Raw genomic sequence first — 22,158 nt, forward strand, 5'->3', positions numbered from 1 at the left:
TGGTGTGGGCGCCCAGGTCCGTCATGCGGCGGACCGGAGCGCGAGCAGGTCGGAGAGGGCGTGGACGGTACGCAGCGTCGGCACGTCCACCCCGGTGATCTCCGCCAGCTCGATGACCGCGGTGAGCAGGACGTCCAGCTCCAGGGGCTTGCCGCGCTCCAGGTCCTGGAGCGTGGAGGTGCGGTGATCGCCCACGCGCTCGGCGCCGGCCAGACGACGCTCGATGGAGACCCCGACCGTGCAGCCGAGGGCCTCCGCGACCGCGAGGGTCTCGGCCATCATCGTCTCGATGACCTTGCGGGTGCCGCCGTGCAGGCACATCTGGCGCATGGTCGCACGGGCCAGCGCGCTGATGGGGTTGAAGGAGATGTTGCCCAGCAGCTTGAGCCAGATGTCGTCCCGCAGATCGGGTTCGACCGGACACTTGAGCCCTCCGGCCTGCATGGCCTCGCTGAAGGCCAGACAGCGGGGCGAGAGACTGCGGTCGGGCTCCCCGATGGAGAACCGCGTCCCCTCCAAGTGCCGTACGACACCCGGCCCTTCGAGCTCCGTGGCCGCGTAGACGACACAGCCGATGGCCCGGGAGGGAGCGAGCACCGCACTGACCGCGCCCCCCGGGTCCACGCTCTCGATGCGGTGGCCGTCGTGCGGGCCGCCGTGCCGGTGGAAGTACCACCAGGGGATGCCGTTCTGCGCGGCGACGACCGCGGTGGTGTCGGTGAGAAGGGGCTCGATCAGCGGCCCGCACGCCGCGTACGAGTTGGCCTTCAGACCGAGGAAGACATAGTCGACCGGGCCGATCTCGGCCGGGTCGTCGGTCGCGTGGGCAGGGGCGGTGAAGTCACCGCGCGGACTGAGGACCTGGACACCGTGCTCCCGCATGGCCGCCAGATGCGGACCGCGCGCGATGAGATGGACGTCGGCGCCGGCACGGTGGAGTGCCGCGCCGACGTAGGCACCGATGGCTCCGGCGCCGAGGACTGCGACTTTCATGGGTGGAAGCTCCGTTCGGTGAGGGTGACCGAGGAACTGCCGACTTTGTCGACTGGATATTGTCTACAGGATGGAGAGAGTGCTCAGCAAGAGTCGTGACGTCACCAAGCCGGTGAGCTGCCGCTACGCACCCGCCTGCCCTGCGATCACGGCCGTTGTGCGCCGTAGACTGTAGGCGAAAACCAATTCATACTTGACTCTCAGCTGCGGCGAGAACGCCGCACGGGAGGGACCGCGATGTTGCCGACGACAGGACTGCCGTACGGGACGGTGCCCCGGCTCGAGCGCCCCGGTCCACTGCGCGACCGTGTCTACGGTGCGCTGCTTGAGTTGATCACGACGCGTGCTCTTCAGCCTGGTCAGCATCTGGTGGAGAGTGAGCTGGCGGGTCATCTGGGGGTGTCGAGGCAGCCGGTGCGGGAGGCTTTGCAGCGGTTGAACACCGAGGGGTGGGTGGATCTGCGTCCGGCGCAGGGTGCGTTCGTGCATGAGCCGACCGACGAGGAGGCCGATCAGCTGCTGACTGTGCGGACGTTGCTGGAGGCGGAGGCGGCAAGGTTGGCGGCTGTGAACGCGGGCAGTGCCGGTGTTGCCGCGCTGGAGGATCTGTGTGCGCAGGGGGAGAGGGCGGTGGCCGCGGACGACGTGGATGCCGCGGTGGCCCTGAACGCGCGACTGCATGCGAAGGTCATGGAGCTGGCGGGCAATGCGGTGCTGGCGGAGCTGGCGGGGCAGGTGGATCGTCGGGTGCGCTGGTACTACACGCCGATCGCCCGGCAGCGGGGTCACCAGTCCTGGATCGAGCACCGTGAGCTGATCGCCGCGATCGCCGACCGCGACGAGCAGCGCGCCACCGCCGTCATGCGCCAACACACGGAACACACGCGGAAGATGTACCACGACCGCGAGAAGTAGCCCACGGGCACGGGGCGTTGCACAGTCCCGTGCCGGCGGATCAGGCGGCCCTCCCCCGACGAACGCCGTGGGGGAGGGCCGCCTGATGTCCGAACCGCTGTGCTCAGGCCGCGGCCTGTGGCTGCGGTGCCGCGGCCTTGCCCCGGGGCCGCCCCGGCTGCCGCAGCAGCAGCGCGATCGCCGCCGCGAGCATCGAGGTGACTCCGGCCAGGGCGTACGCCCCGTCGTAGCCCCAGGCCGCCACGACCATGGAGCCCAGACCGCCCCCGAACAGGCCGCTGATCAGCTTGCCGCTGTACACCAGTCCGTAGTTGGAGGCGTTGTAGTTCTCCCCGAAGTAGTCCGGGGTCAGCGCCGCGAACAACGGGTAGAACGCGCCGCCACCGAACCCGGACAGGAACGCGAAGAACAGGAACAGCGACTCGCTCCTGACGTCACCCGCCCAGATCACGCCGAACTGCGCGAGCCCCAGGACCACGATCACGAACACCAGCGTGGACTTGCGGCCCCACTTGTCGGACAGCCAGCCCACCACCCCGCGCCCGATGCCGTTGATGACCGCCATGACACCCATCGAGGAGGCCGCCACCAACGGGCCGAAGCCCACCTCCTTGGCGTAGTCCACCTGGAAGGAGATCCCGAAGATCGACACCCCCGCGGTCATCACGAGGGCGACCCACATGAGGGGAAGCATGCCGGTCCTGACGGCCTCCTTCGGCGTGAACTGCCGTACCGCGGGCGGGTTCTTGGCGAGCGCGACGGCACCCTTCCCGTCGCCGCCGTAGGTCAGCGGATCGATGTCCGCGGGCCACCAGTTCTTCGGCGGGTCCTTGAAGAAGAACGCGCAGCCCACGACCACGATCAGGATGTAGCAGCCGATGAGGTCCAGGACCCGGTGGTAGTTCGCCGTGTCGAAGCCGTAGTTGAAGATGAAGATGAAGGGCAGTGATCCGTACGCGAAGCCGCCGTTGACGAACCCGGTCCTGGCGCCCCGGCGTTCGGGGAACCACTTGCCGACCATGTTGATGCAGGTCGCGTAGACCAGTCCGGCGCCGATGCCTCCGACGACGCCGAATCCGAGGATCGCCAGCCAGACGTTGTCCAGGTGCGACAGGGCGAGGAACCCGACCAGACACATGCCCGAGCCGATGTACATGGCCCCCCGGGCGGTCAGGACGCCCTTCTCCCGCAGCCAGCCCGCCGGGAAGGCGATGCCGGCCTGGAAGAAGACCCAGACACTGAGGATCCAGAAGGTGTTGCTCTGCGTCCAGCCGTGGGCGTGGGACAGGGTGTCCTCGGCCGAGCCGTACGCGTACTCGAAGACGCTGATGGCCATCATGGTGATCCAGGGCAGATACACCATGAGCTTGCGCGAGTGACCGAGGATGTCCCGGTCGGTCTCGCCGATGCGGTAGACACGGCCGCCTGCGTCGGTCACTTCTCGGTAGGGACGTGGTGCGGCGGTGGAGTGTGCGGTCTTGTCGGTCTCGCTGCGTGCTGCGTACGGATCTGCCGTCATGTCAGGCCATTTCCTCGCCGAGCGGTTGCGGGTTGGGTACGGTCCGACGGCTGGTCCGGGGCCTGCCGGGCGCCTTGAGGAACAGTGCGAGGACCGCGGAGGCCAGGCCGATCGAGCCGGCCAGGACGAACGCGCCCTGGTAGTCCCAGGCGCCGACCACGATCGAGCCCACACCGGAGCCCACGAGCCCCGAGATGAGCTTCGAGCTGTAGACCATGCCGTAGTTGGAGGCGTTGTTGTTCTCACCGAAGTAGTCCGCGGTCATCGCGGCGAACAGCGGGAAGATCGCGCCGCCGCCGAAGCCGGAGACCATGGAGCAGAAGAGGAAGAACGGCATGCTGCCCATCTGGCCCGAGACCAGCACACCGAACTGCGCGGTGCCCAGCACCAGACACACGATGATGAGCGTGTTGCGGCGGCCGAACTTGTCGGAGATCCAGCCGATGACCCCGCGCCCGGTGCCGTTGACGATCGCCTTCAGCGACATCGCCGTGGCCACGATCCCGCCCGCGAAGCCCATGTCCTTGCCGAACGGCACCTGGAAGGCGATGCCGAAGATGTTGATGCCGGCCGTGCACAGCAGGCAGAACCACATCATCCACAGGACGGGCGTGCGCGCGGCCTCCTTGGGGGTGTACTGCTTGACGGCCGGCGGGTTCTTCTCCAGCGCCCGCCGGATCTTCGGGTCGTCCGTCATCCTCAGCGGGTCGACGTGCGGCGGCCACCAGTTCTTCGGCGGGTCCTTGAAGAACCAGCCGGCGAACGCCACCACCGAGCAGCAGACCAGGCCGACCGTCACCAGGACGCCCTTGTAGTTGCTCAGGTCCATGTACGACGTGAACAGGAAGACGAAGGGCACCGAGCCGTAGGCGAAACCGCCGTTGACCATGCCGGTCTTGCCGCCCTTGCGCTCCGGATACCACTTGCCGACCATGTTCACGCAGGTCGCGTACACCAGACCGGCACCGATACCGCTGCACACACCGAAGCCCAGATAGGCCACGATCACGTTCGGCGCGAACGCGAGCGACAGATAGCCGAGGACGGTGCCCAGCGCGCCCAGCATCATCGCGTAGCGGGCCGGAAGCTTCCCGCTCTCCCTGAGCTGTCCGGCGGGGAAGGCGATGGCCGCCTGGAAGAACACCCAGACGCCCATCAGCCAGAAGATGTGCCCGCTGCTCCACAGATGAGCCTCGTGCAGTGTGTCCTCGGCCGACGTGAACGCGTACTCCGAGGAACTGATGCCCAGCATGCCCATCCACGGGAAGAGCACCATGGTCCATCGTGGTCGTCCCATGATGTTCCGGTCGGTCTCGCCGATCCGGAACACGCGGCCGTTGCGGTCCGTCACCTCCCTGTAGGAGGCGGACGACGAGTAGTCGATGGTTGTCATAGTCTTCAAGCACTCCTTGCGTCGAAAGATCTGGCCAGCGCCCCCTGTCCAAATGCCTTTCGTGCGCGCACGGATCACCGGGGTCCGTCCGACGCGCACCGCCGCCGGACCCCGTGCTCATTCACGTCATGGACCACCGCCCGCAGGGCCGGGAACATGGCTCCGGTTCACCACGTCAGATCACCCCGCCCGCCCTGAGGAGCGCCAACTCCTCGTCGCCGAGCCCGAGTTCGCCGATGTATATCTCCTCGTTGTGTTGGCCGAGGAGGGGTGGGGTGGTGATGGTGGTGGGGGAGTCGGAGAGTTTGAGGGGGTTGCCGACCGTGGTGAAGGTGCCGCGTTCGGGATGCTCGACCTCGACGATCATGTCGTTGTCGGCGAGTGAGCGGTCCTCGATGATCTCCCGGGTGGACAGGATCGGCCCGCACGGAATGTCATGCGCGTTCAGTTTCTCCAGGACCTGCCACTTGGGCAGGGTCGCAGTCCATTCCTCGATCAGCTGGAACATCTTCGCCAGCTTCGGCAACCGCGCCTCGGGCGTGGCCCACTCGGGATCGTCGGCCAGTTCCGGGCGGCCGATCAACGCGGACAGCGGCTGCCAGCCCACGGGCTGGACGATGACGTACACGTAGTCGTTCGGCCCGCCCGGCGCGCACCGCACCGCCCACCCGGGCTGCCCGCCGCCGGAGGCGTTGCCAGAGCGGGGGACGTCGTCGCCGAAGTCGTCGTTGGGGTACTCGGCCAGCGGGCCGTGTGCCAGGCGCTGCTGGTCACGGAGTTTGACCCGGCACAGGTTGAGCACCGCGTGCTGCATCGCCACGTTCACCCGCTGGCCCGTGCCGGTCCTCTCCCGCTGGAACAACGCGGCCAGGATCCCGGCCACCGCGTGGATACCGGTGCCGGAGTCACCGATCTGCGCACCCGTCGCCAACGGCGGACCGTCCTGGAACCCGGTCGTCGCCATCGAGCCGCCCATCGCCTGCGCCACCACCTCATACGCCTTGAAACCGGTGTACGGGCCCGGCCCGAAACCCTTGATCGACGCGTACACGATCCGCTCGTTGATCTCCCGGATCCGCTCCCACGTGAACCCCATACGATCCACCGCGCCCGGCGCGAAGTTCTCCACCAGCACATCCGCACCCCGGATCAAAGCGGTCAGGATCTCCCTGCCCCGCCCCGTCTTCGTGTTCAGCGTGATACTGCGCTTGTTGCAGTTGAGCATCGTGAAATACAGCGAGTCCGCCTCCGGCACATCCCGCAACTGCCGCCGCGTGATGTCCCCGCCCGGCGCCTCCACCTTCACCACATCCGCCCCCAGCCACGCCAGCAACTGCGTCGCCGACGGACCCGACTGCACATGCGTCATGTCCAACACCCGCACACCATCAAGAGCCGGCGTCGTCACGGATCACCTCACCGTCAGCAGGCTTGGGCTTGGCACATTGCATACAGTCGACGAATACTGTATGAAGATTGTTATCCCGCATCCCGTGGGTGATGTCCAGGGGGCGTGCAGCACTTTTAAGGCGTGCACTTTTGAGACGGGAGCCGAACCATGGACCTGTACGAGCATGAAGCCCGGGCCCTCTTCGAGGAACACGGAATCGCGGTGCCGAGGGCGGAGGTCACCGACTCGCCCCAGGAGGCCCGCGCGATCGCCCGCAGGCTCGGCGGCAGCGTCGTCGTCAAGGCGCAGGTCAAGACGGGTGGCCGGGGCAAGGCGGGCGGGGTGCGGCTCGCCACCGACCCGGTCGCCGCCGAGCGGACGGCCCGCCGGATCCTCGGCATGAACATCAAGGGACACACCGTCGGCGAGGTCATGCTGGCCCAGCCGGTGGACATCGAGAGCGAGTTCTACGTCGCCTACGTCCTGGACCGGGCCGCGGGGCACTTCCTCGCCATCGCCTCGGCGGAAGGCGGCATGGACATAGAGGAGGTGGCCGCGGTCCGCCCGGAGGCGGTCGCCCGGATCCCCGTCGACCCCGCCGAGGGCGTCACCTCGGCAAAGGCGGCCGAGATCGCCGGGGCGGCCGGCCTGCCGCCGCAGACCGCCGACGTCCTCGTACGACTGTGGGAGGTCCTGGTCCGCCAGGACGCCCTCCTTGTCGAGGTCAACCCGCTCGTGCGCACCCGGGAGGGACACCTCCTCGCCCTCGACGGCAAGGTCACCCTCGACGACAACGCCCGCTTCCGGCAAGCCCGTCGGGGCGCCGAGAGCATCGCGCACGACGACCCGCTGGAGGCGGCCGCCGCGGCGAAGGGCCTCAACTACGTCAAGCTCGACGGCGAGGTCGGTGTCATCGGCAACGGCGCCGGACTGGTCATGTCGACCCTCGACGTGGTCGCCGGCTGCGGAGCCCGTCCCGCCAACTTCCTCGACATCGGCGGCGGCGCCTCGGCCCGGGTCATGGCCGACGGGCTGACGGTCATCCTGTCGGACCCGGCCGTGAAGTCCGTCTTCGTCAACGTCTTCGGCGGCATCACCGCCTGCGACGCGGTCGCCGACGGCATCGTACGGGCCCTGGACGAGGTGCGGCTCACCAAGCCGCTCGTCGTGCGCCTCGACGGCAACAACGCCGCCCGCGGCCGGGCCGTCCTCGACCGGCGGGCCCACCCCCTGGTCCAGCAGGCCACCACCATGGACGGTGCCGCCCGCCGTGCCGCCGAACTCGCCCACACCAGTTGAGGAGCGGGACATGGCCATCTTCCTGACCAAGGAGTCCAGGGTCCTCGTCCAGGGCATGACCGGCGGCGAGGGCAGGAAGCACACCCGCCGCATGCTCGCCGCCGGCACCGACGTCGTCGGCGGCGTCAACCCGCGCAAGGCCGGCCAGGCCGTCGACTTCGACGACCGTGTCGTACCCGTCTTCGGGTCGGTCGCCGACGGCATACGGGAGACCGGAGCCGACGTCACCGTCGTCTTCGTCCCGCCCGCCTTCGCCAGGGCGGCGGTCGTCGAGGCCGCCGACGCCGGGATCGGCCTCGCCGTCGTCATCACCGAAGGGATCCCCGTCCACGACTCCGTCGCCTTCACCTCGTACGCGAGGAAGAAGGGGACACGGATCGTGGGCCCCAACTGCCCGGGCCTCATCACGCCCGGCCAGTCCAACGCCGGCATCATCCCGGCCGACATCACCAGGTCCGGCCGCATCGGTCTGGTGTCCAAGTCGGGCACGCTCACCTACCAACTCATGCACGAGCTGCGCGACATCGGATTCTCCACCTGTGTCGGCATCGGCGGAGACCCCGTCGTCGGCACCACCCACATCGACTGCCTGGCCGCCTTCCAGGACGACCCCGACACCGAACTGATCGTCCTCATCGGGGAGATCGGCGGCGACGCCGAGGAACGGGCGGCCGCGTACATCCGCGAGCACGTCACCAAACCCGTCGTCGGCTACATCGCCGGATTCACCGCGCCCGAGGGCAGGACCATGGGTCACGCCGGCGCCATCGTGTCCGGTTCGGCGGGCACGGCGCAGGCGAAGAAGGCGGCGCTGGAGGCGGTCGGCGTCAAGGTGGGCAACACCCCCACCGACACCGCCCGCCTCGTGCTCACCCTGCTGGACACGGTCCGCGAGGCCCCTCGGGCCTGACCCGGAACCAGCCGACGGCGGACGGGGACCCACCCCGCCCCGCCGCGTTCCCCCCTACCCCGCCCCCGACTGTGCACCGAGAGCGGAGACATCGCATGACCACCACCCTCAACTCCACCCATCTCGTGGTGAAGTCCGGAACCTCCTGGAACGACGCCTGGCAACGCTGCCTCGCGGTCGCCCCCGAGGCATTCCGGGACGACCGCGTCCTCAACCTCTGGGCCTCCGCCTGGCGAGCCGACGGCCGGGCCCTGCCCGGCACCAGCCCCGTCGACGGCAGCCCCGTCGCCGGCCCGCCGCGTCTGGACCGGGAAGCCGCCCACCAGGCCGTCCGCGCCTCCCTCGACCAGCACCGCGCCTGGCGGCACATACGGCTCGAAGAGCGCCGGGCCCGCGTCGCGGCCACCCTCGACGCCCTCACCCAGCACCGCGAACTCCTCGCGCTCCTGCTCGTCTGGGAGATCGGCAAGCCCTGGCGGCTCGCGCAGGCCGACGTCGACCGGGCCATCGACGGCGTCCGCTGGTACGTCGACGGCATCGATCCGATGGTCGAGGGCCGGACCCCGCTGGACGGCCCGGTGTCCAACATCGCGAGCTGGAACTACCCGATGAGCGTGCTCGTTCACGCCATGCTGGTGCAGGCACTGGCGGGCAACGCGGTCATCGCCAAGACCCCGACCGACGGCGGCGTCGCCTGTCTCACCCTGGCCTGCGCGCTCGCCGCCCGCGAGGGCATCCCCGTCACCCTCGTCAGCGGCAGTGGGGGAGAGCTGTCCGAGGCGCTGGTGCGGGCGCCCGAGATCGGCTGCGTCTCCTTCGTCGGCGGCCGCGACACCGGCGCCGCCGTCGCCACCGCCGTCACCGACCTCGGCAAGCGGCACGTCCTCGAACAGGAGGGGCTCAACACCTGGGGCATCTGGAACTGCACCGACTGGGACGCGCTCACCGCCGTCATCCCCAAGCTCTTCGACTACGGCAAGCAGCGCTGCACCGCCTACCCGCGGTTCGTCGTCCAGCGCGAGCTGTTCGACGAGTTCCTGACGGCCTACCTCCCCGCGGTGCGCACCCTGCGCCTCGGACACCCGCTCGCCGTCGAGCACCCCGACGACCCCTACCCCTCCCTCGACTTCGGCCCGGTGATCAACGCGGCCAAGGCGAAGGAGCTCCGCGACCAGGTCGCCGAGGCCATCAGCCGCGGAGCCGTCCCCGTGCACCGCGGCAGCGAGGCGGACGCCCGCTTCCTGCCCGGCCAGGACACCTCGGCGTACGTCCAGCCGGTCACGCTCCTCAACCCGCCCCCCTCCTCACCCCTGCACCACGCGGAACCCTTCGGCCCGGTCGACACCATCGTCCTGGTCGACACGGAGGCGGAACTGCTGGCCGCGATGAACGCCTCCAACGGCGCCCTGGTGGCCACCCTGTCCACCGACGACCGGGCCACCTTCGACCGGCTCGCCCCGCAGATCCGCGCCTTCAAGGTCGGTCACGGCAAGCCGCGTTCCCGCGGCGACCGGGACGAGCTCTTCGGCGGCTTCGGCGCCTCCTGGCGCGGCGCCTTCGTCGGCGGCGAACTGCTCGTGCGCGCCGTCACCCAGGGCCCGGCCGGCGAACGGCTGCCCGGCAACTTCCCCGAGTACCAGCTGATGCCGTGAGGCGAGACCGGGCGGCGTCCGTGCGGAGCGCCGCCCGGCCACCGGCGAACACACGACGACGCAGAGATGGGTGACGAGCATGGCACTGGCTCTTGATGGTGTGCGGGTGTTGGACATGACGCATGTGCAGTCGGGTCCGTCGGCGACGCAGTTGCTGGCGTGGCTGGGGGCGGATGTGGTGAAGGTGGAGGCGCCGGGCGGGGACATCACGCGGCGGCAGTTGCGGGATGTGCCGGAGGCGGACTCGCTGTATTTCACGATGCTCAACTGCAACAAGCGCAGTATCACGCTGAACACGAAGACGGGGCGGGGCAGGGAGATCCTGACCGCTTTGATCCGGGGTGCGGATGTGCTGGTGGAGAACTTCGCGCCGGGCGCGGTGGATCGTATGGGGTTCACGTGGGAGCGGATCCGGGAGATCAACGAGCGGATCGTGTACGCGTCGATCAAGGGTTTCGGGCCGGGCCCGTACACCGGTTTCAAGGCGTATGAGGTGGTGGCGCAGGCGATGGGCGGCTCGATGGCCACGACCGGGTTCCAGGACGGTCCGCCGTTGGCGACGGGTGCGCAGATCGGTGACTCCGGCACCGGTATCCACGCGGTGGCCGGGATCCTGGCCGCGTTGTTCCAGCGGGAGAGGACCGGCACGGGCCAGCGGGTGAACGTGGCGATGCAGCACGCGGTGCTCAACCTGTGCCGGGTCAAACTCCGTGACCAGCAGCGCCTGGCACACGGCCCGCTGGCCGAGTACCCCAACGACGACTTCGGCGACGACGTCCCCCGTTCCGGCAACGCCTCCGGCGGCGGGCAGCCCGGCTGGGCGGTGCGGTGCGCGCCGGGCGGGCCGAACGACTACGTGTACGTCATCGTCCAGCCCGTGGGCTGGCAGCCGCTGTCCGCGTTGATCGGCCGTCCGGAACTGGCCGACGATCCCGAGTGGGCCACGCCCGAGGCGCGGTTGCCGAAGCTGGCGAAGATGTTCCAGCTGATCGAGGAATGGACTGCGACGCTGCCCAAGTGGCAGGTCCTGGAACGACTGAACGCGCATGACATTCCGTGCGGGCCGATCCTGTCCACCCGGGAGATCATCGAGGACCGCTCACTCGCCGACAACGACATGATCGTCGAGGTCGAGCATCCCGACCGCGGCACCTTCACCACGGTCGGCAACCCCCTCAAACTCTCCGACTCCCCCACCACCATCACCACCCCACCCCTCCTCGGCCAACACAACGAGGACATCTACGTCCATGAACTCGGGCTTTCCGCCGCCGAGTTGCCCCAGCTCAAGGAGCAGGGCGTCATCTGACCGACTCGACCGGAGTGAGGTAGCCCCATGTCGACTTCCGTACCCCGAACCGCGACGGTCACCGACCGGCTCGTGGCAGCCAACCGCGCCTACGCCGCCGGTTTCACCGACCCCGGAATGGGTGCCCGACCCGTCCTGGGCGTGGCCGTGGTGGCCTGCATGGACGCCCGTCTCGACCTGCACGCCGCACTGGGCCTGCACCTCGGCGACTGCCACACCATCCGCAACGCCGGGGGCGTCGTCACCGACGACACGATCCGGTCCCTGACGATCAGTCAGCGTGCCCTCGGCACCCGTAGCGTGGCGCTCATCCACCACACCGGCTGCGGACTGCAGACCCTGACCGAGGACTTCCGGCACGAACTGGAGCTGGAGGTCGGCCAGCGCCCCGCCTGGGCGGTGGAGGCCTTCCGCGACGTCGACCAGGACGTACGGCAGTCCATCCAGCGGGTGCGCACCTCGCCGTTCCTGCCGCACACCGACGACGTGCGCGGCTTCGTCTTCGACGTCACGACAGGACTGCTGCGGGAGATCACTCCGAACTCCTGAGATCCTCCGTCCCGTTGGGGGAGGGCCGAGCCGTCCGGCGATCGACTGACCTTGCGCCGTCACCTTCACACGCGGAATACTGTATGCAATCATCAATCGACAGTGGACAAACAGCCACGCCCGAGGGGGTCGCCCCGTGTCGTACCGCACCGCTCTCTCCGAAGTCCTGACCGGCACAGTCGGACCAGTCGCCGAAGCCACAGCCGTCCAGGGCCGGTTCCCCCGCGGCGCCGTGACGGCACTCGGCGGCGCGGGACTCCTCGGACTCACCGTCTCCCCCGAATTCGGCGGCGGGGGACGGGGGTTGGCCGAAGCCGTCGACGTGGTCGCGCGGACCGCGCGCGTCTGCCCGGCGACCGCGGCCGTGCTCCAGTCGCACTACGCGGCCGTCGCCGTCGTCGAGGCACACGGCGGCCCCTGGCTGCGCACCGAGATCGCCGCCGGACGCCATCTCGCCAGCCTCGCCCTCGCGGAGTGGGAGGAGGAGGGGGCCCCGGACGGGCCGGCGGCGGAGACCCGGTTCCTCGTGGCGCGCTCCGCGGCCACCCGTTCCGGTGAGGTGGTGGCCCTGCGGGCCCGCAAGCAGCGGGTGGTCGCGGCGGGGGAGGCCGACCTCTACGTGTGGTCGTCCCGGCCCCTCGCCGCCCCGGACGGGCTGACGCTCTGGGCGGTCCCGGCACACGCCCCGGACCTGTTCGTCCCCGCCCGGCCCGGCGCCGCCGGACCCCGCGGCAGCGGGACCTCCACGGTGTTCGCCGACCCGGTGCTGGTGCCCGCGCAGGCGATGCTCGGCGCGGACGGCGCCGGACGCGACATCGTGCAGCGCACGGTCCTGCCGTGGCTGCTCGAACTGCGGGCCGCCGCCGCGACCCGCCGTCCGCCCGTCCTCGACCCGGCACCCGGACCCGGACCCGGACCCGGACCCGGGGGCACGCGCCGCCCCGCCGGCTCCCTCGCCGCGTCCTGACCGTGCGGACGTCAGTCCTGGCTCGACCTGGCCGCGATCTGCCTGCGGTAGAACTCGGTCGTGCGCTCGGTGTGCCTGCGCATGACCTCGCCCGCCTGCTCCGCGTCGCCCTTGGCGATGGCCCTGATGAGCTGGGTGTGCTCGTTCCACGCCTCCTTGCCGCGTGGCCTGGCGATCGGCGTGTAGTACCAGCGGACCTTCTGGCCCACCTGGGCGATGAGTTCGGCCAGCACGGCGTTGTCGGCGACGGTGGTGATGAAGTCGTGCAGCGCGGTGTTGGCGGAGACCAGCCGCTCCACGTCGCCGTCGGCGAGAGCGGCGATGCCCTCCAGCTGGAGCTCGTCGAGACGCGTGATGTCCTCGGGCTTGGCGTTCTGCGCGGCGAGCTGGGCCGAATAGGTCTCCAGGACGGCCCGGACGCCGAGGAGTTGGGCGGCCTCCTCCTCGGTGGGGGAGTGGACGAAGGCGCCCTGGGCGGGTCGCAGATCCACCCAGCCGGCGGTCTGCAGCCGCTGGAGGGCCTCACGGACCGGCTGTCGGCTGACGCCGAGGTGTTCGGCGAGTTCCGCCTCGACCAGATGCTGGCCGGGCTTGAGGGAACCGTTGATGATCAGCTCGGTCAGGGCGTCGTACACGGCCTGGCGCAGCGGTGCCGGGCGGGTGACGCGCCGGGACGCTGCGGCCGTGAGTGCCTCGCGCATGGTTGTCCCGTTCTGCCGCCGGTGTCGCCGGGTGGCGGCTCTGCCAGGTGGAGGGCCGTGCGGAGGGTCGCCGACGGCCGCGCCAGCATACAGGTTTTGGTATGCAACCCCGCGAGTCACGGAGCCCGTTCGGCCCTGGTCGACGCACGTGCCACCGTCGTTCACGGCCTCCCCTCCCCGCTGCGGCAGGGTTGTGTATACAGAAGTCTGTATGGAGTATTGTCCGAGTCTCCTGCATCCCTCGCCGGGGACCCGCGTGACGGAAGGCGAAGCGATCATGACGACCAGCGGGAATGACGTGACGGTCGAGAGCGTGGTCCGGGGGGTGGTGGCCCGCCATCGCGGCGAGCGCGGAGCGCTGCTGCCCGTACTGCACGCCGTCCAGGCCGAGTTGGGCCATGTGCCGCAGGAGGCCGTGCCGGTGCTCGCGGAGGAGCTCAACCTCTCCCGGGCGGACGTCCACGGGGTCGTGACCTTCTACCACGACTTCCGCCGCGAGCCCGCCGGCCGCACCACCGTGCGCATCTGCCGCGCCGAGGCCTGCCAGGCGCTGGGCGCCGACCGGCTGGTGAGCTACGCGCGCGAGTCCGGACTGCCCCTGGGGGAGACCGCGGCGGACGGCTCGGTCACCGTCGAGCAGGTCTTCTGCCTCGGCAACTGCGCACTCGGGCCCTCCGTCGAGGCGAACGGACGGCTCTACGGACGAGTCGGCCCGGCCCGGCTGGGCTCGATCCTCAACGGGACGGTCTCCTCATGAACAACCCCGCCCACTCCACGGCCACCGTCTACGTCCCCCGCGACTCCGCGGCCAGGTCCGTCGGCGCCGACGAGGTCGCCCAGGCCCTGCAACAAGCGGCCGCCCGCGGCGACTTCGCCCTGGACGTCGTACGCAACGGATCACGCGGCATGCTGTGGCTGGAGCCCCTGGTCGAGGTGGTGACCCCCGAGGGGCGCGTCGGCTACGGCCCGGTGGCCCCCGAGGACGTCGACTCGCTCCTCGCCGCCGGGATGCTCGACGGCGCGGACCATCCACTGCGGCTCGGCGTCGTCGACGAACTGCCCTGGCTGGCGCGCCAGAACCGCGTCACCTTCGCCCGGGTCGGCGTGACCGACCCGCTGTCCGCCGAGGACTACGAGGCGCACGGCGGCCTCGCCGGACTGCGCGCCGCCCTGGAGCTCGCCCCCGCGGACGTGGTCGCCGAGGTCACCGCGTCCGGACTGCGCGGCCGCGGTGGCGCCGGATTCCCGGCCGGCATCAAGTGGAAGACCGTGCTGGAGTGCGCCGACGAGCTGAAGTTCGTCTGCTGCAACGCGGACGAGGGCGACAGCGGGACCTTCGCCGACCGCATGGTCATGGAGGGCGACCCCTTCATGCTCATCGAGGGCATGACCATCGCCGCCCACGCGGTCGGCGCGAGCGAGGGCTACCTCTACATCCGCTCGGAGTACCCGGACGCGGTGGCCACGATGCGCCGGGCGATCGGCATCGCGCGTGAGCACGGCTGGCTCGGCCGGAACATCCTCGGCTCCGGCCTCCACTTCGACCTGCACGTCCGCGTCGGCGCCGGCGCGTACATCTGCGGCGAGGAGACCTCCATGCTGGAGAGCCTGGAGGGCAAGCGCGGCACGGTCCGCGCGAAACCGCCGATCCCCGCCGTCGAGGGCCTGTTCGGCAGACCGACCGTGGTGAACAACGTCCTCACCCTCGCCACCGTGCCCGTCGTCCTGGCCGAGGGCGCCCAGGCCTACGAGCGCCTCGGCGTCGAACGCTCCCGCGGCACCCAGGTGTTCCAGCTCGGCGGCAACATCGCCCGCGGCGGCATCGTCGAGACCGCCTTCGGTATCACCCTGCGCGAACTCGTCGAGGACTACGGCGGCGGAACGCACTCCGGACGCCCGGTGCGCACCGCACAGGTCGGCGGCCCCCTCGGGGCCTACCTGCCGGAGTCGATGTTCGATCTCCCCATGGACTACGAGGCGTTCGCGGCCGCCGGAGCGATGGTAGGCCACGGTGGCGTGGTCGTGTTCGACGACAGCGTGGACATGGCCGCCCAGGCCCGCTTCGCGATGGAGTTCTGCGCCGAGGAGTCCTGCGGCAAGTGCACCCCGTGCCGGGTCGGCGCGGTGCGCGGCGTCGAGGTGATCGACAGAATCGTCGCCGGCACCCACCGGGACGAGAACCTCGCCCTGCTCGAAGACCTCTGCGACCTGATGACCGAGGGCTCGCTGTGCGCGATGGGCGGTCTCACCCCGCTGCCCGTGCGCAGCGCCCTCACCCACTTCCCCGACGACTTCCTCGGCGGCCGTCGACTCCTGGACATCCAGCCCGTACGGGCGACTGGCCCGAAGACGGAGGGCACGGCATGACACTCCTCAAGGAACCCGACTTCGGAACCCCCGAGCGGCCCGGCCCGGCGACGGTGAGCGTGGAGGTGGACGGCCTGCCGGTGACCGTCCCCGAAGGCACCTCGGTGATGCGTGCGGCGGCCCAGGCGGGCGTCGACATACCGAAGTTGTGCGCCACCGACAGCCTGGAGGCCTTCGGCTCCTGCCGCCTGTGCGTGGTCGAGATCGACGGCCGCCGCGGCACCCCGGCCTCCTGCACCACCCCGTGCGCCGACGGCATGAAGGTCAGCACCCAGACCCCCAAGGTGGAGAAGCTCCGCCAGGGCGTCATGGAGCTCTACATCTCCGACCACCCCCTGGACTGCCTCACCTGCCCGGCCAACGGCGACTGCGAACTCCAGGACATGGCAGGGGTGGTGGGCCTGAGGCAGGTCCGCTACGGCTACGAGGGCGAGAACCACCTCGACGCCGCGAAGGACACCTCCAACCCCTACTTCGACTTCGATCCGTCCAAGTGCATCGCCTGCTCCCGCTGCGTCCGCGCCTGCGGCGAGGTCCAGGGCACCTTCGCCCTCACCATCGAGGGCCGCGGCTTCGACTCCAAGGTCGCGGCGGGCGCGGGGGAGTCCTTCATGGACTCCGAGTGCGTCTCCTGCGGAGCCTGCGTCCAGGCCTGCCCGACCTCCACGCTCCAGGAACGCTCGGTCGTCGAACTCGGCATGCCCACCAGGTCCGTCGTCACCACCTGCGCCTACTGCGGGGTCGGCTGCTCCTTCAAGGCCGAACTGCGCGGCGACGAACTCGTGCGCATGGTCCCGTACAAGGACGGCGGCGCCAACGAGGGCCACTCCTGCGTCAAGGGCCGCTTCGCCTTCGGCTACGCCACCCACCCCGACCGGCAGCTCAGGCCCATGGTCCGCGAGCGGATCACCGACCCCTGGCGCGAGGTCGAGTGGGACGAGGCGATCGGCACGGTGGCCCGGCGGATGCGCGAGATCCAGAACCGCCACGGGGCCGGCGCGGTCGGCGCGATCACCTCTTCGCGGTGCACCAACGAAGAGGTCTACGTCGTACAGAAGATGGTCCGCGCGGCCTTCGGCAACAACAACGTCGACACCTGCGCCCGCGTCTGCCACTCCCCGACGGGATACGGCCTCAAGCAGACCTTCGGCGAGTCAGCCGGCACCCAGGACTTCCGTTCCGTCGCCGAGGCCGACGTCATCATGGTGATCGGCGCCAACCCCACCGACGGACACCCGGTGTTCGCCTCCCGGATGAAGCGACGGCTGCGCGAGGGCGCCCAGTTGATCGTGGTCGACCCGCGCCGCATCGACCTCGTGCGCTCCCCGCACATCGAGGCCCGGCACCACCTCCAGCTGCGGCCCAGCACCAACGTGGCCGTCGTCAACGCCATGGCCCACGTGGTCGTCACCGAGGACCTCGTCGACCGGTCCTTCGTGGACCAGCGCTGCGAAGGCTTCGACGAGTGGGCCGAGTTCATCGCCCGCCCGGAGAACAGCCCGGAGGCCGTCGAGGAGATCACCGGCGTCCCCGCCGCCGAACTCCGCGCCGCCGCACGGCTGTACGCGGAGGCGCCCAACGGCGCCATCTACTACGGCCTCGGCGTCACCGAGCACAGCCAGGGCTCCACCATGGTCATGGGAATGGCCAACCTCGCGATGGCGTGCGGCAACATCGGCCGCGACGGCGTCGGCGTGAACCCCCTGCGCGGCCAGAACAACGTCCAGGGCTCCTGCGACATGGGCTCCTTCCCGCACGAACTCCCCGGCTACCGGCACGTCTCCGACGACGCGGTCCGCACCGTCTTCGAGAACCTGTGGGGCGGAACCCTGCTTGCCGAACCGGGACTTCGCATCCCCAACATGTTCGACGCGGCCATCGACGGCACCTTCCGCGGCCTGTTCGTGCACGGAGAGGACATCGCCCAGTCCGACCCCAACCTGAAACACGTCACCGCCGCCCTCGAAGCGATGGAACTCGTCGTCGTGCAGGACCTGTTCCTCAACGAGACGGCCAAGTACGCGCACGTCTTCCTGCCCGGCGCGTCCTTCCTGGAGAAGGACGGCACCTTCACCAACGCCGAACGCCGCATCAACCGGGTGCGCTCGGTGATGAAGCCGAAGACGGGCAAGCACGAGTGGCAGATCGTCAGCGAGATCGCCACCGCCATGGGCTACGAGATGTCGTACGACCATCCCGGCCAGATCATGGACGAGATCGCCTCGGTCACGCCGACGTTCACCGGGGTGTCCTTCGCGCTCCTCGACAAGCTCGGCAGCGTCCAGTGGCCGTGCAACGAGGAGGCGCCCGAGGGCACGCCCATCATGCACGTGGACGAATTCGTGCGCGGCAAGGGCAGGTTCGTCGTCACCTCCTACGTGCCGACCACCGAGCGCAGCACCCGGCGCTTCCCGCTGGTCCTGACCACGGGCCGCATCCTCAGCCAGTACAACGTCGGCGCGCAGACCCGCCGTACCGGCAATGTCGCCTGGCATCCCGAGGACGTGCTGGAGCTGCACCCGCACGACGCCGAGGTCCGCGGCATCAACGACGGGGACATGGTCACTCTGGCCAGCCGCGTCGGGCGGACCACCCTGCGCGCGGAGATCTCCGACCGGATGCCGGCCGGGGTCGTGTACACCACGTTCCACCATCCCGTCACCGGCGCCAACGTGGTGACCACCGAGAACTCCGACTGGGCGACCAACTGCCCCGAGTACAAGGTGACGGCCGTACAGGTGGCGCTCGCCCGCCCGGACCGGTCGAGCGAGGCCGCGGCCACCGGGAACGACCTCGTGACGGTGGTGGACTGAGATGACCGCGACCGGGCCGGCGGAATGCAGGATGGCCAACGACATCGCCAGGAACCTCGGCCATCTGCCGGGGGAGGAGGCCGCGGAGGCGATCGCGGGGCACATCGGCAGGTTCTGGGACCCCCGCATGCGTGCGCGCCTCCACGAGTTCGCCGAGGCCGGAGCGGACGGCCTCGACCCCCTGGTGGTGGCCGCGGTGAAACTCCTGCACTGACCTGTGCCGTCTCCTCCCTGTACATCACCCCACACTGCATACAGTATGGAGCCCAGGATCCCAGGGGGCAGGGAGGAGCCGCTCATGCTGTTCCGGCAGCTCGAATACTTCGTGGCGGTGGCGAGGGAACGGCACTTCGCCCGGGCGGCGGAGTCCTGCTACGTCTCCCAGCCCGCGCTCTCGGCGGCCATCGCCAAGCTGGAGCGCGAGCTGAACGTCACGCTGATCAACCGCGGCCACAACTACCAGGGACTCACCCCCGAGGGCGAGCGGCTCGTCGTCTGGGCCAAGCGGATCCTCGCCGAACAGGACGCCTTCAAGGCCGAGGTGGCCGCCGTGCAGTCCGGCATCACCGGCACGCTCCGGCTCGGCACGGACCCCACGGCCTCCACCACACTGGCGTTGCCGGTGGCCGCCTTCTGCGCGGCGCACCCGCTGGCCAAGGTCCAGGTCCGCTCACGGCTGTCCACCAAGGAACTCCACCGCCAGCTCCGGGACTACGAACTCGACGTGGCCATCGCCCACTTCGACCCGGACGACCAGGAGGGCCTCCAGGTCGTCCCCCTCTACCAGGAGAGGTACATGCTCCTGGTCTCCGACGACCAGCTCGTGGCCCAGTCCGCCACGGTGTCCTGGGCGGACGCGGCCCAGCTGCCGCTCGCGCTGCTGACACCGGACATGCGGATCAGGCAGATCGTCGACACCGTGTTCGCGGAGAAGGGATACGTGGTCACCCCGCAGGTCGAGACGGACTCCATCGCCTCCCTCTACGCGCACGTGGGCGGCGGTGGCTGGGCGAGCATCGTGCCGCACACCTGGCTGCGCGCGATGCCGGTGGTCGGCCGCACCCGAGCGCTGCCCCTCGTCGAACCCGAGGCCGGCGCCCAGGTCTCGGTGGCCATCCACGCGGCGATGCCCGGCTCGGTCGCCGCCCGCGCCTTCGTCAACGCGGCGACGGGCCTGTCCCTCGACGACTTCTTCGCCCGCCCGCTACCCCCCGACCACCGAGTCCGCTGAGCCCGCCGACGGACCCGGGCCAGTCCTTGCTCACTGTCGGCCGGGAGGGTGCCGGGTCTGCCGTGATGCGATGTCCGGGCCGGCCGCCCGGGGGACGAGGCCGGTGCGTACGGAGCCTGCCGCCGGTCCCGGGTCGGTCTGGCTCGCTCTTGGCCGGGACGGCGGCGGGGTGGCGGGCTTGTCCCGGTGAGGGGTGCGGGTTGATGCGGGGTGTGCGCCGACGCCACACCGGCCCGCAGCCGAACACCTTTCGTCGGCGGCCCGGCCGCTCGCGGGTCAGCCCCGACGCGTCAACCGGCCTGTGCTCCGGCACCTGTCGTGGTGACCGGCCTGTGCTCCGGCACCTGTCGTGGCGATCGGCCTGTGCTCCGGCACCTGTCGTGGCGATCGGCCCGCCCCCGACACCCGGCGCGGCAACCGTCCCGCCCCCCACCACTGCCCCGGACACCCCCCCCGCCGACCACCGCGCCCCACCCCGCCACCGAGCCGCGGGCCCGGCGCCGCTCCCGTCACCCCCGTCAGGACGCGTACCGTGCCTGTACCGCCTTCCGATCCAGGCCCCCCTTCGCTGTGTACGGCAGCGCGGGGACCAGTTCGAGACGGTCCGGTACCTCGAAGGCGGCCAGGTGGTCGTGGCAGTAGCGGAGGATCTCCTCACGGCCGACGGGGTCGCCCTCGCGGAGCACCACGGCGGCACCGATCCGCTGCCCGTACACCGTGTCCGGCACCGCGAACACGGCCGCCTCCGCGACCCCCGGGCACCCGGCGAGGATGTCCTCGACATGTTCGGGCGAGATCTTCTCCCCGCCCCGGTTGATGAGGTTCTTGATCCGTCCGGTCAGTGACAGATACCCGTCCTCGTCCAGCGCCCCCAGATCCCCCGTACGCAGCCACCCGTCGACGAAGGTCCGCGCCGACTCGTCCCCGTCGGCCAGATAACCCCGGGCGACCGTCGGCCCCTGCACCCACACCTCGCCCTCCACCCCCGCCGGGCAGGAACGTCCGCCGCGGTCCACGACCCGTACCGCGACGCCGGTCGGCCGCCCCACCGACCCCTGCCGGAGCGCTCCCCGCTGCGGCAGCGGTTCGCTGGTGGCCTGGTGCGAGGACTCGGTCATCCCGTAGGCGGACAGCAGCGGCGCGCCGAACGTGCGCTCCAGCGCCCGCTGCGTCGCGGTGTTGAGGGGTGCGCTGCAACTCCGTACGAACTTCAGCGCCGTTGCCTGCGGCCCGGGAGACTCCCGTTCCGACCGGTCCAGCAGGATCTCGTGGATGGCCGGCACCGCCGTGAACCACGTGGCGCCCACGGCCCGCATGTCGTCCCAGAACGTGCCCGCCGCAAACCGCCCCCGCTCGGGCAGCAGCACACATCCCCCGCTCGCCAGGGAGGACAGCAGCGCCGCGAACAGTCCGTGGCCGTGGAAGAACGGCATCACCGCGACGGTCGCGTCATCGGGCACCAACTCGTAGGTGGCGCAGATGTTCCGCACGGAGGCGGCCACGTTGGCGTGGGTCAGCGGGACCATCTTCGCCCGGTCGGTGGTGCCGGCGGTGAACAGGACGACGGCGTCACGCTCCGACAACTCCCCAGCGGCGGAACGGACTTGCGTCTCTGCGCACATCCCGGGTTCCAGCACCACCACGGCCGTCCCCGCCCGCGAGACGTCCACGCGCAGTGGCCACGCGGGCACCGGAAGCGTCATGCCGTCGGACACCGACGGACCGAGGAGCACGGACCGGGCTCCCAACGCCGTCAGCCTGGCGGAGAGTTGCTGCGGGGGCAGCGCCGGATCGAGCGGCGCCGCGACCACCCCGGCCCGCGCCGCACCGAGCAACCCGACTACGAACTCGGCCGTGTTGGCACAGATCAGCCCGACCGCGTCCCCGCGCCGGAGCCCCGCCCCGCGGAGCCGGGCGGCCACGTCCTCGGCCAGGGCCGCGAGCGTCCGGTACGACAGCGGCAGCCGTTCACCGGTGACCACCAGGGCCCGGGCGTACGGGCGTTCACGCACCTGCCGGTCGAGGAGGTCGACGAGGCCCGTGACCTCCGGCGGCCGGTACCGGTTCGCGTCACGCACGGATGCCGCGGCCGGAACAGCCATGACCCCACCCCCTCGCACCGCTTCGACGAACATCCTCTGCGAGCGTGC

At 70.4% G+C, this 22,158-nt stretch carries 18 protein-coding genes; 12 read left to right on the plus strand and 6 right to left on the minus strand.

Going from position 1 to position 22,158, the window contains the following annotated elements; translation table 11 throughout:
- Positions 1–21 precede the first annotated feature (21 nt).
- Entirely contained in the window at positions 22–993 is a 972-nt protein-coding gene (locus M2163_RS38195; RefSeq protein ID WP_280896280.1) for a 2-dehydropantoate 2-reductase, read from the minus strand.
- A gap of 237 nt (positions 994–1,230) precedes the next feature.
- Between M2163_RS38195 and M2163_RS38200 the strand changes: the two genes are divergently transcribed.
- Positions 1,231–1,908 (plus strand): GntR family transcriptional regulator, encoded by a 678-nt coding sequence (locus M2163_RS38200; RefSeq protein WP_280896281.1) that lies wholly within the window; start codon positions 1,231–1,233, stop codon positions 1,906–1,908.
- 103 nt (positions 1,909–2,011) lie between these two features.
- On the opposite strand, the gene M2163_RS38205 is transcribed toward M2163_RS38200, so the two are convergent.
- The 3 genes from M2163_RS38205 to frc (M2163_RS38215) all read right to left on the minus strand — a co-directional run bounded on the left by M2163_RS38205 (position 2,012) and on the right by frc (M2163_RS38215) (position 6,228).
- Positions 2,012–3,427: an OFA family MFS transporter gene (locus M2163_RS38205; RefSeq protein WP_280848347.1), complete on the minus strand. Its 1,416-nt coding sequence runs from the start codon at positions 3,425–3,427 to the stop codon at positions 2,012–2,014.
- Position 3,428: 1 nt separating this feature from the next.
- Complete coding sequence (locus tag M2163_RS38210) at positions 3,429–4,820, minus strand: OFA family MFS transporter (protein ID WP_280848346.1); 1,392 nt, start codon at positions 4,818–4,820, stop codon at positions 3,429–3,431.
- Positions 4,821–4,995: 175 nt separating this feature from the next.
- Positions 4,996–6,228, minus strand: coding sequence for a formyl-CoA transferase (frc, locus tag M2163_RS38215; protein ID WP_280896282.1), 1,233 nt, complete (start codon positions 6,226–6,228; stop codon positions 4,996–4,998).
- Between the two features lie 150 nt (positions 6,229–6,378).
- On the opposite strand from frc (M2163_RS38215), the gene sucC reads away from it, so the two are divergent.
- The 6 genes from sucC (at position 6,379) to M2163_RS38245 (ending at position 12,896) form a co-directional block, all read left to right on the plus strand.
- Positions 6,379–7,509: an ADP-forming succinate--CoA ligase subunit beta gene (gene sucC / locus M2163_RS38220; RefSeq protein ID WP_280848344.1), complete on the plus strand. Its 1,131-nt coding sequence runs from the start codon at positions 6,379–6,381 to the stop codon at positions 7,507–7,509.
- A 10-nt stretch (positions 7,510–7,519) separates the two neighbouring features.
- Positions 7,520–8,419: a succinate--CoA ligase subunit alpha gene (gene sucD, locus M2163_RS38225; RefSeq protein WP_280896283.1), complete on the plus strand. Its 900-nt coding sequence runs from the start codon at positions 7,520–7,522 to the stop codon at positions 8,417–8,419.
- Between the two features lie 95 nt (positions 8,420–8,514).
- Positions 8,515–10,071, plus strand: a complete 1,557-nt coding sequence (locus M2163_RS38230; protein ID WP_280848342.1) for an aldehyde dehydrogenase family protein — start codon at positions 8,515–8,517, stop codon at positions 10,069–10,071.
- Between the two features lie 79 nt (positions 10,072–10,150).
- A complete protein-coding gene (frc, locus tag M2163_RS38235; protein ID WP_280896284.1) occupies positions 10,151–11,380 on the plus strand; it encodes a formyl-CoA transferase in 1,230 nt (409 codons plus the stop codon).
- Positions 11,381–11,407: 27 nt separating this feature from the next.
- Positions 11,408–11,929, plus strand: a complete 522-nt coding sequence (locus M2163_RS38240; RefSeq protein ID WP_280848340.1) for a carbonic anhydrase — start codon at positions 11,408–11,410, stop codon at positions 11,927–11,929.
- A 136-nt stretch (positions 11,930–12,065) separates the two neighbouring features.
- The gene (locus tag M2163_RS38245; RefSeq protein ID WP_280896285.1) at positions 12,066–12,896 is read left to right on the plus strand and encodes an acyl-CoA dehydrogenase family protein; all 831 of its coding nucleotides are present in this window, start codon (positions 12,066–12,068) and stop codon (positions 12,894–12,896) included.
- 11 nt (positions 12,897–12,907) lie between these two features.
- Here the strand turns inward: M2163_RS38245 and M2163_RS38250 are convergent, their stop codons facing one another.
- Positions 12,908–13,597 carry a GntR family transcriptional regulator gene (locus tag M2163_RS38250; protein ID WP_280848338.1) on the minus strand — a complete coding sequence of 230 codons (690 nt, stop codon included), beginning with the start codon at positions 13,595–13,597 and terminating at the stop codon, positions 12,908–12,910.
- Between the two features lie 277 nt (positions 13,598–13,874).
- On the opposite strand from M2163_RS38250, the gene M2163_RS38255 reads away from it, so the two are divergent.
- The 5 genes from M2163_RS38255 (at position 13,875) to M2163_RS38275 (ending at position 20,008) form a co-directional block, all read left to right on the plus strand.
- Positions 13,875–14,354 carry an NAD(P)H-dependent oxidoreductase subunit E gene (locus M2163_RS38255; protein ID WP_280896286.1) on the plus strand — a complete coding sequence of 160 codons (480 nt, stop codon included), beginning with the start codon at positions 13,875–13,877 and terminating at the stop codon, positions 14,352–14,354.
- Positions 14,351–15,964: an NADH-quinone oxidoreductase subunit NuoF gene (locus tag M2163_RS38260; RefSeq protein ID WP_280896287.1), complete on the plus strand. Its 1,614-nt coding sequence runs from the start codon at positions 14,351–14,353 to the stop codon at positions 15,962–15,964. Before M2163_RS38255 ends, M2163_RS38260 begins: the two co-directional genes overlap by 4 nt.
- Positions 15,961–18,777: a formate dehydrogenase subunit alpha gene (gene fdhF, locus M2163_RS38265; protein ID WP_280848335.1), complete on the plus strand. Its 2,817-nt coding sequence runs from the start codon at positions 15,961–15,963 to the stop codon at positions 18,775–18,777. Before M2163_RS38260 ends, fdhF begins: the two co-directional genes overlap by 4 nt.
- Positions 18,778–18,808: 31 nt before the next feature.
- Positions 18,809–18,991: a formate dehydrogenase subunit delta gene (locus tag M2163_RS38270; protein WP_280848334.1), complete on the plus strand. Its 183-nt coding sequence runs from the start codon at positions 18,809–18,811 to the stop codon at positions 18,989–18,991.
- A gap of 84 nt (positions 18,992–19,075) precedes the next feature.
- Positions 19,076–20,008 (plus strand): LysR family transcriptional regulator, encoded by a 933-nt coding sequence (locus M2163_RS38275; RefSeq protein WP_280848333.1) that lies wholly within the window; start codon positions 19,076–19,078, stop codon positions 20,006–20,008.
- A 518-nt stretch (positions 20,009–20,526) separates the two neighbouring features.
- Here M2163_RS38275 and M2163_RS38280 read toward each other — a convergent pair.
- On the minus strand, positions 20,527–22,110 hold the full coding sequence (locus M2163_RS38280) for a FadD7 family fatty acid--CoA ligase (protein WP_280848332.1): 1,584 nt from the start codon (positions 22,108–22,110) through the stop codon (positions 20,527–20,529).
- Between the last annotated feature and the right edge of the window lie 48 nt (positions 22,111–22,158).

This window comes from Streptomyces sp. SAI-135 (genome assembly GCF_029893805.1).
In the GTDB taxonomy this organism is placed as follows: Bacteria; Actinomycetota; Actinomycetes; order Streptomycetales; family Streptomycetaceae; genus Streptomyces.

Excerpts from the sequence above, each read along its gene's own strand:
- M2163_RS38195 (WP_280896280.1), bottom strand. The coding sequence starts at position 993 with ATGAAAGTCGCAGTCCTCGGCGCCGGAGCCATCGGTGCCTACGTCGGC.
- M2163_RS38200 (WP_280896281.1), top strand. The coding sequence starts at position 1,231 with ATGTTGCCGACGACAGGACTGCCGTACGGGACGGTGCCCCGGCTCGAG.
- M2163_RS38205 (WP_280848347.1), bottom strand. The coding sequence starts at position 3,427 with ATGACGGCAGATCCGTACGCAGCACGCAGCGAGACCGACAAGACCGCA.
- M2163_RS38210 (WP_280848346.1), bottom strand. The coding sequence starts at position 4,820 with ATGACAACCATCGACTACTCGTCGTCCGCCTCCTACAGGGAGGTGACG.
- sucC (WP_280848344.1), top strand. The coding sequence starts at position 6,379 with ATGGACCTGTACGAGCATGAAGCCCGGGCCCTCTTCGAGGAACACGGA.
- sucD (WP_280896283.1), top strand. The coding sequence starts at position 7,520 with ATGGCCATCTTCCTGACCAAGGAGTCCAGGGTCCTCGTCCAGGGCATG.
- M2163_RS38230 (WP_280848342.1), top strand. The coding sequence starts at position 8,515 with ATGACCACCACCCTCAACTCCACCCATCTCGTGGTGAAGTCCGGAACC.
- frc (WP_280896284.1), top strand. The coding sequence starts at position 10,151 with ATGGCACTGGCTCTTGATGGTGTGCGGGTGTTGGACATGACGCATGTG.
- M2163_RS38240 (WP_280848340.1), top strand. The coding sequence starts at position 11,408 with ATGTCGACTTCCGTACCCCGAACCGCGACGGTCACCGACCGGCTCGTG.
- M2163_RS38250 (WP_280848338.1), bottom strand. The coding sequence starts at position 13,597 with ATGCGCGAGGCACTCACGGCCGCAGCGTCCCGGCGCGTCACCCGCCCG.
- M2163_RS38255 (WP_280896286.1), top strand. The coding sequence starts at position 13,875 with ATGACGACCAGCGGGAATGACGTGACGGTCGAGAGCGTGGTCCGGGGG.
- M2163_RS38260 (WP_280896287.1), top strand. The coding sequence starts at position 14,351 with ATGAACAACCCCGCCCACTCCACGGCCACCGTCTACGTCCCCCGCGAC.
- fdhF (WP_280848335.1), top strand. The coding sequence starts at position 15,961 with ATGACACTCCTCAAGGAACCCGACTTCGGAACCCCCGAGCGGCCCGGC.
- M2163_RS38270 (WP_280848334.1), top strand. The coding sequence starts at position 18,809 with ATGGCCAACGACATCGCCAGGAACCTCGGCCATCTGCCGGGGGAGGAG.
- M2163_RS38275 (WP_280848333.1), top strand. The coding sequence starts at position 19,076 with ATGCTGTTCCGGCAGCTCGAATACTTCGTGGCGGTGGCGAGGGAACGG.
- M2163_RS38280 (WP_280848332.1), bottom strand. The coding sequence starts at position 22,110 with ATGGCTGTTCCGGCCGCGGCATCCGTGCGTGACGCGAACCGGTACCGG.